General features: G+C 43.6%; 14 protein-coding genes. 11 read left to right on the top strand and 3 right to left on the bottom strand.

Annotated features, from left to right (window positions below; genetic code table 11):
• Positions 1–136 precede the first annotated feature (136 nt).
• The 5 genes from G7Y45_RS14895 to G7Y45_RS14915 all read left to right on the top strand — a co-directional run bounded on the left by G7Y45_RS14895 (position 137) and on the right by G7Y45_RS14915 (position 5,960).
• A complete protein-coding gene (locus tag G7Y45_RS14895) occupies positions 137–2,569 on the top strand; it encodes an LruC domain-containing protein (protein ID WP_165015221.1) in 2,433 nt (810 codons plus the stop codon).
• A gap of 305 nt (positions 2,570–2,874) precedes the next feature.
• A complete protein-coding gene (locus G7Y45_RS14900) occupies positions 2,875–3,240 on the top strand; it encodes a PleD family two-component system response regulator (protein WP_032530046.1) in 366 nt (121 codons plus the stop codon).
• A complete protein-coding gene (locus G7Y45_RS14905; protein ID WP_165015224.1) occupies positions 3,241–4,404 on the top strand; it encodes a sugar transferase in 1,164 nt (387 codons plus the stop codon).
• 16 nt (positions 4,405–4,420) lie between these two features.
• Positions 4,421–5,314, top strand: coding sequence for a glycosyltransferase family 2 protein (locus G7Y45_RS14910; protein WP_005778350.1), 894 nt, complete (start codon positions 4,421–4,423; stop codon positions 5,312–5,314).
• Positions 5,315–5,330: 16 nt separating this feature from the next.
• Entirely contained in the window at positions 5,331–5,960 is a 630-nt protein-coding gene (locus G7Y45_RS14915; RefSeq protein WP_005778352.1) for a DapH/DapD/GlmU-related protein, read from the top strand.
• A 557-nt stretch (positions 5,961–6,517) separates the two neighbouring features.
• Here G7Y45_RS14915 and G7Y45_RS14920 read toward each other — a convergent pair.
• The gene (locus tag G7Y45_RS14920; RefSeq protein WP_165015227.1) at positions 6,518–7,126 is read right to left on the bottom strand and encodes a response regulator transcription factor; all 609 of its coding nucleotides are present in this window, start codon (positions 7,124–7,126) and stop codon (positions 6,518–6,520) included.
• Positions 7,116–7,820, bottom strand: coding sequence for a hemerythrin domain-containing protein (locus G7Y45_RS14925; protein ID WP_005778355.1), 705 nt, complete (start codon positions 7,818–7,820; stop codon positions 7,116–7,118). Before G7Y45_RS14925 ends, G7Y45_RS14920 begins: the two co-directional genes overlap by 11 nt.
• Before the next feature lie 207 nt (positions 7,821–8,027).
• On the opposite strand from G7Y45_RS14925, the gene G7Y45_RS14930 reads away from it, so the two are divergent.
• From G7Y45_RS14930 to trxA, 6 genes are all read left to right on the top strand, one after another.
• Positions 8,028–9,203 (top strand): phosphoribosylaminoimidazolecarboxamide formyltransferase, encoded by a 1,176-nt coding sequence (locus G7Y45_RS14930; protein WP_005806659.1) that lies wholly within the window; start codon positions 8,028–8,030, stop codon positions 9,201–9,203.
• A 127-nt stretch (positions 9,204–9,330) separates the two neighbouring features.
• Positions 9,331–9,840 (top strand): flavodoxin FldA, encoded by a 510-nt coding sequence (gene fldA / locus G7Y45_RS14935; protein ID WP_165015230.1) that lies wholly within the window; start codon positions 9,331–9,333, stop codon positions 9,838–9,840.
• 21 nt (positions 9,841–9,861) lie between these two features.
• A complete protein-coding gene (locus tag G7Y45_RS14940; protein ID WP_005778362.1) occupies positions 9,862–10,224 on the top strand; it encodes a DUF2023 family protein in 363 nt (120 codons plus the stop codon).
• Positions 10,225–10,519: 295 nt separating this feature from the next.
• A complete protein-coding gene (locus tag G7Y45_RS14945) occupies positions 10,520–10,735 on the top strand; it encodes a DUF6132 family protein (RefSeq protein ID WP_165015233.1) in 216 nt (71 codons plus the stop codon).
• 12 nt (positions 10,736–10,747) lie between these two features.
• Entirely contained in the window at positions 10,748–11,782 is a 1,035-nt protein-coding gene (locus G7Y45_RS14950; RefSeq protein ID WP_005806662.1) for a TQO small subunit DoxD, read from the top strand.
• A 21-nt stretch (positions 11,783–11,803) separates the two neighbouring features.
• Entirely contained in the window at positions 11,804–12,289 is a 486-nt protein-coding gene (gene trxA, locus G7Y45_RS14955; RefSeq protein ID WP_005778368.1) for a thioredoxin, read from the top strand.
• Between the two features lie 52 nt (positions 12,290–12,341).
• On the opposite strand, the gene G7Y45_RS14960 is transcribed toward trxA, so the two are convergent.
• Complete coding sequence (locus G7Y45_RS14960; RefSeq protein ID WP_165015236.1) at positions 12,342–13,451, bottom strand: cytochrome-c peroxidase; 1,110 nt, start codon at positions 13,449–13,451, stop codon at positions 12,342–12,344.
• Positions 13,452–13,520 lie beyond the last annotated feature (69 nt).

Below are 13,520 nucleotides of genomic sequence, written 5' to 3' on the forward strand. Positions count from 1 at the left end.
TTCGTTATCACCGGATCGTATTATTCCTAAAAAATATTAATGACGTTATAATAAGTTATATTTCAAACAATACAGGCCGATTAATAGTTGTACATTTGTGTCGAATATTTGCAAATACTGAACAAAACAAACAAATATGAAAACAACAATTAACAAACTATTTTTTGCATCGTCAATGATCCTATCGACGGCGTGCATTACAGCTTGCGTTGATGATAACAAAGATCTCTATGACCCCTCTTATCAAACTCCCAATCCCATGGAGGATATCAGTGCTCCGGCGGGATTCGACTGGTCGTCTACAAATTCCATAAAATTTAGCGTGGAAGTCGATGATGAGTTTGACGGACAGTATTATTATACCGTAGAAATATTAGATAAGAATCCGCTTGAAGCAACAGCAGAGGATCCCTACAATACTTTAGCCAAAGGAGTTGCCAAGAAAGAAGAAGCTTATCAGACCGAAGTAGTGTCTTCCAAGGATATAAAGTATCTTTATGTCCGTCAGACTGACCCACGTGGCAGGGACCAGATAAAACAAGTGGAAATCAGCGAATCAACTTCCCATGTTCAATGCTCTTTTACAGGTACGTCTGCCATCAAAACGAGAGCTTTGGTAGCCACCAGAGGGAATAACGGAGGAATTGACATTCCTAAAAGAGCAGAACAAAGCTATGACACCAATGGAGCTATCCCGATAACAAGTTCTTCCCAAGTTTTGGAAGGAGGGAAAGCCTATATTGTAACCGGAAATTTCCAAGGAAAATTTAAAGATACCTCTCTCAGCAACTCCAACAGAGCGACTGTCTATATACAAGGAAACTGGGAACCGGCACAAACTACTACTCAAGACTTCCTGGATATTATTGTTCTGAAGGGTGGAACGATTAAGGGAACGGGAACATACCTGAAACTACAGAATGCAAGTAATTTAACGATCCAATCCGGAGCCACGATTACGATAACTAAATTGGAAGGTAATACGCAAAGTACGATCTGTAATTTCGGTGAAATAAAAGTGGGTAATCTACTATTAAATTCTTTTGATCTCCTCTATAATGGGAATAAAGTAGATATTGAACACAATATAGATGCCTCTCAGGGAGGAAATATTCATAATTTCGGAGAATTAGATGTAGAAGAAGAAATAAAATTGAATACTTCTTCAATTGTATACAATGCTGCCGGAAGTGAGTTGGAAGCGAAGAAATATACAGCAGCCGGAAGTAAGAACGTGAACTTCGGAGAAATGGAATTCGATACATATGATAGCGGTGAAGCGGGAGGTTCCCTATATAATAACTGCATGCTCTTTGTAGAACATATGAAAGCAGGAGGCATTATTTATCTGGATCATGGAGTCATAGCAGAAGAAAAAGAAGATGACAAGAAAAAGGATTATTTTGAAGAAGCTGATGATATATACTTTTATGACAATGCCAAACTGACGTTGGCCAATGGTTCAATGATAAAAGCAGAAAAAATAACCATTAACTCCGGTTTTTCAGCTATAGGCGAAGGAGATGAAGCTTCTCTATTGAAAGTGACCGATAAATTACAGATCGATAACTGGTCAAATAAGTTTAGTGGTAAACTTTATATCAGCGGTAAAATCAGTTGTTCCCATAATGACATGTATCAAGCGGGAAGTGAGGTGATCTTTTCAAGCGAGCCCGATATCATCATAACCGGCTGCAATGGAAAAACGGAACTGCCGGATCCTGCTCCGGAACCTTCTGATCCTAACTTCCCGATTATTGTGGATGACAACCATAATTATACATACCTGTTTGAAGACCAGTGGCCTCTGTATGGAGACTACGACATGAATGATATCGTTCTGGAAATAAAACACAGAAAGATAAGTATAGACAAATGGAATAAGATCACAGAACTCGACCTGACGATTGAGTTAACTGCTGTCGGTGCCCAGAAAGCAATTGCAGCCGCCATCATGTTCGACGAAATTCCGGCATCTGCCATCACGCAGCCTGTTACTTACGCAAACAACTATCGTCCGATATCATTCGACCTTACTGATAAGAATATAGAGAAAGGCCAGGACTATGCGGTAGTTCCCTTGTTTGACAATGCACATGCACTGATGGAGCGCCCGGCAGGTTCGTTCGTCAATACAGTTTCCGGTAGTGACAATAACCAAAAGGACTCCAAGATCATCAACTTTACACTCAGATTCGACCAGGCGTCGGCACCAAGCAGTGATGCACTCAATATAAACAAACTGAATCTCTTCATCATCACTGACAGAGGCAGCAAACGAAAAGAGATCCACGTAGCCGGATATCAGCCAACCAAACTGGCAAATACTGAACTGTTCGGAGGCAACAATGATGCATCCTCCGTAAACGGAAAGAAATATTATATCAGCAAAGATAATCTGGCATGGGGCATCATAGTTCCCACCCAATTTAAATGGCCGTTAGAATATACAAAGATTCAAAATGCATATAAACAGTTTGCCGGATGGGTAACCAGCGGTGGAGTGAATAACACAAAGTGGTGGAACGATTTTGATAATACCAAAGTGTTCCAGACCAATAAAAATTAGAACAGACTATTGAACAGAAGGCTGTGTCAAAACTCACCACAGGAGGACACAGAGTAACACAGAGGCAATTTTAAATTGTTGATTATTAGCAAAAAGACTCTGTGCTACTCTGTGTTACTCCGTGGTGAAAATAGTTTCGACCCAGCCTCTTTTCGTGTCTAAAAGAGAGCCTTCAGATAAAAACACTTCTTTTAGAGAACATTGTTACAGAAATATTATATATATTTGCAGTACTGAGTAAATATACTCTATCTTACACTTAAACAAACAACAAAGCAAACATCATAACGATACTTAATCACATTATGAGAAAGAAGATATTACTTGTTGACGATAAAGAAACGATTGGTAAAGTAGCGTCAATCTATTTAGGCAAAGATTACGATTGCCAGTATGTACAAAATCCGATAAAAGCAATTGAATGGTTATATGAAGGTAATTTACCGGACCTGATAATATCAGACATACGAATGCCGGAGATGAGAGGAGATGAATTCCTGCATTACCTGAAGCACAATGAATTGTTCAAAGACATTCCCGTCATTATGCTCTCCAGTGAAGAAAGTACAACCGAAAGAATCAGATTATTGGAAGAAGGAGCCGAAGACTATATCCTGAAACCTTTCAACCCCATGGAGCTAAAAATCCGTGTCAGAAAAATCATAGACTAAATGCCACATCTCATTTATATCGGGAGACATACTGCTACTATCGAACATTTCTCTAAGATAGCTGAAGGTGCGTTTTATGCCATTCAAAACAGCAAGAAAGCGAGCGAATTTATCGATAAGATTCGTGAAAAGTATGATATAGCGATCCTTTTCGAAGAACGGGATCTATCAAAAGATATTCCTGAGATCCAGTATCTGAGAAAAAAATTCCCGGGTGTATACATCGTCCTTGTCACTGAAGGAATCAATAAAGAAGACAGGCCCGTCTATCTGAAAGCCGGTATCAATAATTCAATGTCGTTTGATTCTACCTCCGAAGCATTTAAAAACATGTTGGAGTTTATGATGCGACGGAAACAGCAAAAAATTAACGATATCAACGAAAAAGGATCGAACTTACAGGCTTTCAGACTGCCTTTATGGAAAAGATTATTTGATATAACTTTCTCGTCGATAGCCATACTCTGCTTATCTCCGATACTGTTAATCACAGCGTTAGCCATCCGGATGGAGAGTAAGGGTGCCGTAGTGTATAAATCCAAACGGGTAGGAAGCAACTACAAAATATTCGATTTCCTGAAATTCCGTTCCATGTATACCGATGCGGACAAACATCTGAGAGACTTCAACCAGCTTAACCAATATCAGGCCGAGGAGGAGGAACAGAACCCGGCGGAAGAAGAACTGCTGATCAGCGATGATATGGAGCTGAATGAGGAAGAAATCATGCTTATTTCAGATGATTTCGTCATATCCGAACAAAGCTATACAAATAAAAAGTCCGTAGAAAAGAAAAATGCGTTCGTTAAACTGGAGAATGATCCCCGCATCACCAAAGTGGGACGCATCATCCGTAAGTACAGCATCGACGAACTGCCGCAACTTATCAATATCCTGAAAGGAGATATGTCCATCGTGGGCAACCGCCCTCTCCCGCTTTACGAAGCCGAACTGCTGACAAGCGATGAATATATCGACCGCTTCATGGGACCAGCCGGACTAACCGGACTTTGGCAGGTAGAAAAACGCGGAAGCAGTGGGAAGATGTCCGCTGATGAACGTAAGCAACTGGATATAAAATATGCCAAAACGTTCTCCTTCCAACTGGATATGAAAATTATCCTGAGAACTTTCACGGCGTTTATACAAAAAGAGAACGTATAACCGTACATATGAAACTATGGATACTTTTATTCAAATAACAGATTTTATTCTGTTTCTGTGCTTCAGCCTGTTTACCATCTATCTGGGAATACCGGCAGTGGCAGCTTCTTTAAAGAATGCCACGCGATACCCGAAGACAGGAAAGAAACATAGATTTGCCATTCTGTTCCCTACGGATACTCCTTTCTCTTTTTCGCCCGACTATCCGGAAGAGCTGTATAAAGTATTCACTTACGAAGACCTGACAGAAACCGTAGGTACGCTGGATGAAAAGGACTTTGATGCCGTAATCATCCTCGGGAAAACAACCCGGATTGAACCTGCGTTTCTGAATGAAATAAATAAAGCATTCGATGGAGGAGCCAGAGCTATCCAACTTCATCCTATCACAGAAAACCGTTCTACCCGGAAGCAATACTTTCAGGCATTGAACGAAGAAATCAATCATTCTTTCTTCCGGAAAGGCGCCATCCGCCTGGGAGTATCATCGGCCTTATGCGGTACGGATATGGTGTTAGATCTGGCATGGCTGAAGAAGAACCAAAAGAGCCGTAAGAGCAATCTGGAAAGAAGATTAGTCCGGCAGGGCATCTTCGTCGAATATCTGGAAACGGTAAAAGTCTACAGCAATGACATACGTATCCCACAATATAAAGTAAGATTCTCCAAGGCCCTCTCAGCACTTCCGGAAGCAATGCTCACGGCACACTGGGATTATTGCAACAAGATTTTCAGATGGGTTCTGCCTTCCTGGAGAACAGGCTTAACCGCCATTTTTTTCATCGCAATACTGTTGCTTTGCTACAACTGGACTCTGTCTTTAAAGTGGTGGGCCTTACTTTACGTCCTGATATTCATCGTATGTCTGGCTATCCCGGATTATCTGGTAGGACAGAAAACCAAGAAATAACCAACTCTCCCCGACTATGGCACTGAAAGAGACAATCAAACAGAACCCTGCACTTAAACAAGCCGTACACCGATTCATCATGCATCCGGTGAAAACACGTCCCAACTGGTGGATACGCATATTCTCTTTTCTCTACCTGAAGCGGGGGAAAGGTTCCGTGATATACCGAAGCGTACGCCTCGACCTCCCTCCGTTCAACCTTTTCTCTCTTGGAAAATACTCGGTAGTAGAAGATTTTTCGTGTCTGAACAATGCGGTGGGTGACCTGATTATCGGTGATTATACCCGGATCGGACTGGGAAACACAATTATCGGCCCTGCAACCATCGGTCACCATGTAAATCTGGCACAGAACGTAACGGTGACCGGTCTTAACCATAACTATCAGGATGCAGACAAACGTATAGATGAACAAGGAGTGAGCACTCGGCCCGTCACGATTGAAGATGACGTGTGGGTAGGCGCCAATGCAGTCATCTTGCCCGGCGTGACACTGGGAAAGCACTCGGTGGTAGCCGCAGGAAGTGTTGTCAGCCGTTCTGTTCCCCCCTACTCCGTATGTGCAGGCAGTCCGGCCAAAGTGATCAAGCAGTTCAATCCGCAAAGCAAAATCTGGGAAAAAATAAGCCCGAATGGGCGAAAGTAACTACATATAGTGAGATATCTTACGTAATATACCCTAAAAAGGGGATTGTGGCAACTGTGAAAACACGCTATCTTTGCAGTATCAGAATTCAATTAATTAGTCATAATTTTATTACGTAGCCACATTTGAGTAAAAGGAACAATCCCGCCGAAGTGATTTCGTCGGGATTTTGTTATTTATATGGTTACCGGACAGATCAACCGGATATGAGACAGTGAAGAGAAAACAGTAAAATCCGGACATAAAAAAACGAGTAAATTCTTCAGTAGAATTACCCGCCCCACATCAGAAAAGCCATAAAGGCTTTTCTTTAATACCTCAAAATTCCTAAAAACACAATCTTCTTTTTACCTAAAAACTCTCAATACCTATTATTCTTTTACCTTTAAAAATCTTTACCTAATTGAAAATCACTTGAAACTTTTAATACCTTAAATCTTTATCTAATACCTAATATTCTATTTTACCTTAAAAAGCAATTTCCCAACTGCACTGCAAAGATACGGCTTTTTTCTAACCCGACAAGCGGTTTTATGTTTTATAACATTCTTTTAGAGCTATAAATCCTTTACGTCACTTAGCTCAACCAGCTTATTTACAATAGCATAGATGGTCAGACCGGCCGCACTGTGTATTTGCAGCTTCTTGCTGATATTTCTGCGATGTGTGATCACCGTATGGATAGAAAGAAAGAGTTTTTCGGCAATTTCCTTATTGGTCATTCCCTTCACCACACAAATCACGATCTCTTTCTCACGTTGACTCAGAGCCTCCTGGCTATCCTCCTCTTCTTCGGGTTCTATATTCTGCAAGAGATTGATTTTATTGGCCAACGCCTCCAAGTCATCGAAAATAGAAATGGACGCATCGTACTTACTGAGCAGCGAAGCATCGATAAACGAACTGACCAATGCCACTACCCTGATTCCCTTGCCGGCAGTCTCTTCACGGAAACGCGACACATCGAAAAAGTCGCCAAATGTAGGGTTGACCACCAATATATCGGGGAACTGTGTACGCAGGCAATCGTTGAGTGCCTCTACCGACAGCAGTTCTACCGGTTGAATTTTCAGATTGGGTAAACGTTTCAAAGCCAGCGTCAGGCCACTGCGAATAATCACCGACGTCTCGGCTACAGCTATACGGATTGATTCGTTATTTTTCATTTTCTCGCATCCTCCTTTCCAGTTTCAGAATGGCAGGAACAAACAAATAGTCTTCTACTTTACAGTGTGATTCAAGCCCTTCCTCACAAGCATAAATATCAAACAAGGCTGCATTCAGCACATTGGTATTTGCCTTGGCCGGACAATATTTAATAATAATGTTTTTCAGCTCCGTAAGCCGCTCTCCTACCTGCTCGTGATGTTTTGAGAAAGTGCTGATCTGATAATTCTTAGGCGCATTGCCATGAATCAGCGTATCCACATACTTAAACACTGTTTTTTCTTCATACTCCATATGTTTGCGTACCTCCCGCATATATCCGTCGAAGAACTTCAGAATAAGGAATGAAACATCGTCCTGCGAACAGTCAATGGCTTCAATCAACTTCCTCCGAATGGCCGGCAGACAGTAATCGAGAAAATAGATATGCGCTTGTCTCAGATAATCGACCAAAGCCGGTATGGAAATATCGTCGGCACTGCCGTCCATACGTGAGAACCCTTCAGCCATGAAATTCACAACAACCAAAAATGTATGGCAATCTACATTGTTCATCTCACAGACCTCTTTCACTGTCTTGTCACCAAACCCTAATGAAAGCCCAAAGCGGCTCATAACTTGTAAAAGAGAATAATTATCACCGATAAGGTCGATCATTTTATCGGTTGGTTTATATTTTTGTAGTTTATCCATCAACACCTTAATTATATTACGGGTGCAAAGAAACACAATATTCAGATGGTACGCAATCACTATAAATAGGTATTTTCACGATAAATAAACTAAAAAAACACAAGAAATGACGAAACAGGACGGCATGTAAACAACAAAATCATGGATTATCCTTCATCGTTCACCACTATTTTTTACCTTTGCATCAATCAACTAAAACATAACAATATGACAAACGAACTGGAGCTGAAATATGGTTGTAACCCCAACCAAAAACCCGCGCGTATCTTTATTAAGGAAGGCGAACTGCCCATCGAGGTCCTGAACGGCAGACCCGGATATATCAATTTGCTGGACGCCTTGAACAGTTGGCAGTTAGTGAAAGAACTGAAAGAAGCAACCGGACTTCCGGCTGCCGCTTCATTCAAGCACGTAAGTCCGGCAGGTGCTGCGGTAGCAGTGGAAATGAGCGAAACATTGAAGAAGATTTATTTCGTAGACGACATGGAACTTTCTCCGATGGCAACTGCGTACGCCCGTGCCCGGGGTGCCGACCGGATGTCATCTTACGGAGATTTCATCGCCCTTTCTGATGTTTGCGACGAACCGACAGCCCGCATCATCAACCGTGAAGTGTCGGACGGAGTCATTGCTCCCGGCTACACTCCGGAGGCACTCGAGATTCTGAGAAACAAACGGAAAGGTACTTATAATGTAATCAGGATAGATCCGGCATACCGTCCGGCCCCCATCGAACATAAAGACGTATTCGGCATTACATTTGAGCAGGGACGCAATGAACTGAAGATTGACGAAAGCCTGCTAAAAGAAATGCCTACCCGGAACCGGAACATTCCGGCTGATGCCAAACGTGACTTGATTATCGCCCTGATCACTTTGAAGTATACACAGTCCAACTCCGTATGCTATGCCAAGGACGGGCAAGCCATCGGCATTGGTGCAGGACAGCAATCACGCATCCATTGTACCCGCCTGGCCGGAAACAAAGCCGACATCTGGTATTTGCGCCAACATCCGAAAGTGATGAATCTGCCTTGGAAAGAAAAGATACGCCGTGCCGACCGTGACAACACGATCGACGTATATATCTCGGACGACTATATGGATGTGCTGGCCGACGGCGTATGGGAACAGTTCTTCACCCGGAAACCGGAAGTGCTGACCCGTGAAGAAAAGCGTGCATGGCTCGATACGCAATCGGGCGTAGCTTTAGGCTCGGATGCCTTCTTCCCTTTTGGAGACAACATTGAACGTGCGCACAAAAGCGGCGTGAGCTACATTGCCCAGCCCGGTGGATCAGTTCGTGACGACCATGTGATAGATACCTGTGACAAATACGACATAGCGATGGCCTTTACGGGCATCCGGCTATTCCATCATTAATAACAATCGCCCCCTTTACTCCCCATTTATAGTGATAACTACCCTGTTATTTCCACTATAAATGGGGATTTTCTGTTTCTTCCGAACCTCTTATCTTTGCCACATCATTTAAAAACAAGATCAGAAAATGAATAAAATTGGAGTATTTTACGGTTCCACAACGGGAACTACCGAAGATGTAGCCCGCCGGATTGCAGAAAAACTGAACGTTCCTAAAGGTGATATCCACGATGCCTCAAAACTGAACGACGAGTTAGTGAAAGAGTATGATGTATTAGTGCTGGGCACCTCTACATGGGGAGCAGGCGAACTTCAGGATGATTGGTATGATAGCATTAAAGTGCTGAAAAAGGCCGACCTGTCTCACAAATTTGTAGCGCTCTTCGGTTGCGGCGACTCAGATTCATACGGCGATACCTTCTGCGACGGCATCGGCATCCTGTACGAAGAGCTGAAAGACACCCATTGCACCTTCTGCGGAGCAACCGACCCGTCCGACTACACATTCGACTCTTCTGTCGCAGTAGTCAACGGCAAATTCGTGGGACTTCCTTTGGATGAAGTTAACGAAGACAACAAGACCGACAAGCGTATTGCCCAATGGACTGAATCTTTAAAAAAAGAATGTATCAACTAATTTAAAATTCCGACGAACGTTATGGCTATCGAACGAAAAGTTCCGGGTGAAATACGAATTTTCCTGAACCATGTATACGAATTCAAGAAAGGGATACGCAACATGGTGCTCTACACCATGAATAAGGAGCACGAAGCGTTTGCCATACAACGTCTGGAAAAACAGAATATCAGTTACCTGATACAAGAAGTAAATACCAATAAGATAAATCTGTTCTTTGGTAAGGCCGAATGTATGGAAGCCATACGGCATATCATTATTCGGCCTTTGAACCATCTCACTCCGGAAGAAGATTTCATATTAGGCGCCATGCTCGGATACGATATCTGCCAACAATGTAAACGATATTGCAGTAAAAAAGAAAATATAAAGATTGCCGGCTAAGTTTCAGATTGTTTTCAGTACAAGGACACGGTTCATCCGGCAGAAGGATACAGCCACGCCGGAATGAACCAACAGGATGACACAGAGTTTCGCAGAGGGAAAATAACAGCCAGCCCTGCGGAACTCTGTGTCACATTGTAGCGAGCCCACTTGCCCCCATACAACCACACAGTCGCCTGATAAACCGTGCCGGTTTCGCCTACCTCTATTTCATAAAGAATGTTATCCCCGTAGTACTTTCCGCAGGAAATTTGTTTTATAAGAAAACAATTAATTAAAAATACCCGAAAACAAGATGATTAAAGCATTCTTCAAAAAGAACCTGCTCACATTTGTCGGACTGGCAATAGGAGCTGTAGGAGGATTCCTGTATTGGAAATACGTAGGCTGCACCGACGGCACTTGTCCCATTACCTCCTCGCCGGTCAACAGCACCCTTTGGGGAGCTGTGATGGGCGGATTACTTCTGAACCTGTTTAAGACAGGCAGTACCCCGAAAAGAACCGACTAATCCCCACATCTTATGGCAACCGCAAACGAACAAGAACAATCAAGAGCCTACTTACTTGCAGGCATGTTTACGCTTTCACTGCGCCTCGTAGTGGGATGGACTTACTTTTCAGCCTTCTGGCGACGCCTTGTACTCGAAAATAAACTGATACCGGACAGTGCCGGATACATCGGAGAAAAGTTCAACCATTTCCTTCCGAACTCGATAGGTATCCGTCCGGTAATCGAATATCTGGTATCCACCCCCGATATGCTGTGGTGGGCAATGGTGATCTTCACCCTTGTCGAAGGGGTAGTCGGGTTACTCTATATGTTAGGGTTCTTCACCCGCCTGATGAGTATCGGTGTATTCAGTCTGGCCACCGGTATCCTCTTAGGATCCGGATGGTTAGGAACAACCTGCCTGGACGAATGGCAGATCGGTATTCTGGGAGTAGCTGCCGGATTCACTATCTTCCTTTCCGGTGGTGGAAGATACTCGGTCGATTATCTGACAGAGCGAAAATTCGCCTTACGGAAGAAAGCAGGCTGGCTGGTATGGCTGACCTCCGGAGAATTACCTTTAAAGACCAAACGCTTTGCCAATATCAGTGTGGCAGGTGCCATCGTCATCTTCGTACTGACCCTGTACACCAACCAAGAGTTTCACAACGGTGTCTGGGGACCACTGCACAATAAGTCCGTCAAACCGAAGATTGAAATATCCGACGCACAAATAGAGAACAACTCTTTGTCATTCAGTGTTTATCGTGTTGAAGGTGCCGATGTATACGGCTCTTTCCTGATCGGTATCAGCCTGAAAGACGCCAACGGACACGTTGTGTTAGAAAAGAAAGGAGAAGAACTGGCTGACTTCCCAATCGGAAATATCGATAACAAATACATTGCCCGGGTAGCTCCGGGTAAGCATAGCCTGGTGATTCCGCTCGGAAGCAAAGCAACCCTTACAGTCAATGATCCGGCTATGGGAACTTTGCCCAAAGGAAAATACGAATTGGTACTGACCGATATCAGTGGCATCACCTGGAAAAAAGAGATCGTCCATTAATAACCATTAAAAAGCAGAAAAATGAAAAAGAGCATTCTTATCCCCTTCCTATTTATAGGATTGCTGGCCTTTGCATCTTGCAAAGGGACATCCGAGAACAAGACAACTGCCGGCGCAGATACGGTACAAACGGAAAAACCGCAACCGGGAACCATCCACCTGACCCGTGCAGAGTTTCTAAAGAAGGTGGCCGACTATGAAAACCATTCGAAGGAATGGAAATACCTGGGTGACAAACCGGCTATCGTAGACTTTTATGCCGACTGGTGCGGTCCCTGCAAAATGGTCGCTCCGATCCTTGAAGAATTATCCAAAGAGTATGCCGGAAAGATTTATATCTATAAAGTAGATGTAGACAAAGAACCGGAACTGGCAAAGGCTTTCGGCATACAGAGTATTCCCACCCTCTGGTTTGTACCGATGAAGGGAGAGCCCCAAGTAAGCATGGGGGCTTTATCCAAAGAGCAACTAAAAGGGTATATCGATAAAGTTCTGTTGAAACCATAAACGATGATGCGGCCTCACCCGGCAAACCGGTACTGAGGCCGTTTTTGGGGATTTATCGTTTTTCTGATCTATGAACTTTCATGTAGCCATCGGTCAACGTTTTCATAAAGGCCACGATGTCAGCTTCTTCTTCCTGTGTCAGTCCGAGATTTCCCAATTCATCCTTGTTCACGGTAGCAGGATACTCGGCAGGTGGAAATTCATCACTCACGTCCCGCACATTATAGAAATGCACAATCTCCTCAAGTGTCTTAAAATAACCGTTATGTCCATATGGAGCCGTGAGTTCCACATTGCGCAACGTAGGCACACGATACTTGCCATTCTCACTTTCAGCATTGACAATAGCCCCCAACCCCAAATCCACCGAATCGGCAGTTAGCAGGAAATATTCTGCCGGCACCTTATAATGCGGATGATCCGGCAACTTCGGTATACCCAGATTATCATAAGTATGATCGGTAAACAACGTGCGGTGTGCCCGCTTGTCACGATCCAGGACATGGCATTCGGCACATTGCCCTTTCTCCTTGAAAAGCTCCTTTCCACGCGCTTCCTGTGCGGTCAGCTGATAATTTCCTTTTTTATAGGCATCGTACTTGGATGTAAAAGGATTGATTTCTTTGGATGACTGATAAGCCACCAGTGCGTCCGTAACGTAAGCAAACAGCGAATCGGCATTACCCGTTTCGCCATATATCCGTATCAAACGGTCATAATACGGAGTACGTCTCACCTTTTCGGCCACCATTTGTTTGTCCTTATTCCCCATTTCCACCGGATTCAGCAAAGGAACACCCGCCTGATCCTGCAAAGAAGGAGAACGGCCGTCCCAAAACAGACCTCCCACATAGCTTTCATCTTCATCATCATAATGTAACTCAGGCACAAAAGCGGCATAACATACCGACATGGAATTGCGCTGAGAAAAGAGTCCCTGCACTGCGCCTTCGGATATGGCACGCGACTGTTCATCGGCAAATCCCCGGGAGACGGCATGGCAAGTGGCGCACGACTGTCCGGATGGTTCAGAGAGCGAAGTATCATGGAAGAGGAGTTTACCCAACGCTTCTTTCTCGCTTCCGCCTTTGTGAGGCGGATGTCCGCACGAGATGCAGACAGAACCCATCAGTGCGGCTAATAGTAGTTTATGTGTCATCATAGTTGTAAAAACAGGGATATAGTTGTTTCAGGGTTCAAAGATACATCATTTTCTGAAAAAGGTATAAAA

The organism is Bacteroides sp. ZJ-18, from assembly GCF_011038705.2.
GTDB classification, from domain to species: Bacteria; Bacteroidota; Bacteroidia; order Bacteroidales; family Bacteroidaceae; genus Bacteroides; species Bacteroides hominis.

Bases quoted from the DNA above. Each gene is read 5' to 3' on its own strand.
- G7Y45_RS14895 (WP_165015221.1), top strand. From the start codon at position 137: ATGAAAACAACAATTAACAAACTATTTTTTGCATCGTCAATGATCCTA.
- G7Y45_RS14900 (WP_032530046.1), top strand. From the start codon at position 2,875: ATGAGAAAGAAGATATTACTTGTTGACGATAAAGAAACGATTGGTAAA.
- G7Y45_RS14905 (WP_165015224.1), top strand. From the start codon at position 3,241: ATGCCACATCTCATTTATATCGGGAGACATACTGCTACTATCGAACAT.
- G7Y45_RS14910 (WP_005778350.1), top strand. From the start codon at position 4,421: ATGGATACTTTTATTCAAATAACAGATTTTATTCTGTTTCTGTGCTTC.
- G7Y45_RS14915 (WP_005778352.1), top strand. From the start codon at position 5,331: ATGGCACTGAAAGAGACAATCAAACAGAACCCTGCACTTAAACAAGCC.
- G7Y45_RS14920 (WP_165015227.1), bottom strand. From the start codon at position 7,126: ATGAAAAATAACGAATCAATCCGTATAGCTGTAGCCGAGACGTCGGTG.
- G7Y45_RS14925 (WP_005778355.1), bottom strand. From the start codon at position 7,820: ATGGATAAACTACAAAAATATAAACCAACCGATAAAATGATCGACCTT.
- G7Y45_RS14930 (WP_005806659.1), top strand. From the start codon at position 8,028: ATGACAAACGAACTGGAGCTGAAATATGGTTGTAACCCCAACCAAAAA.
- fldA (WP_165015230.1), top strand. From the start codon at position 9,331: ATGAATAAAATTGGAGTATTTTACGGTTCCACAACGGGAACTACCGAA.
- G7Y45_RS14940 (WP_005778362.1), top strand. From the start codon at position 9,862: ATGGCTATCGAACGAAAAGTTCCGGGTGAAATACGAATTTTCCTGAAC.
- G7Y45_RS14945 (WP_165015233.1), top strand. From the start codon at position 10,520: ATGATTAAAGCATTCTTCAAAAAGAACCTGCTCACATTTGTCGGACTG.
- G7Y45_RS14950 (WP_005806662.1), top strand. From the start codon at position 10,748: ATGGCAACCGCAAACGAACAAGAACAATCAAGAGCCTACTTACTTGCA.
- trxA (WP_005778368.1), top strand. From the start codon at position 11,804: ATGAAAAAGAGCATTCTTATCCCCTTCCTATTTATAGGATTGCTGGCC.
- G7Y45_RS14960 (WP_165015236.1), bottom strand. From the start codon at position 13,451: ATGATGACACATAAACTACTATTAGCCGCACTGATGGGTTCTGTCTGC.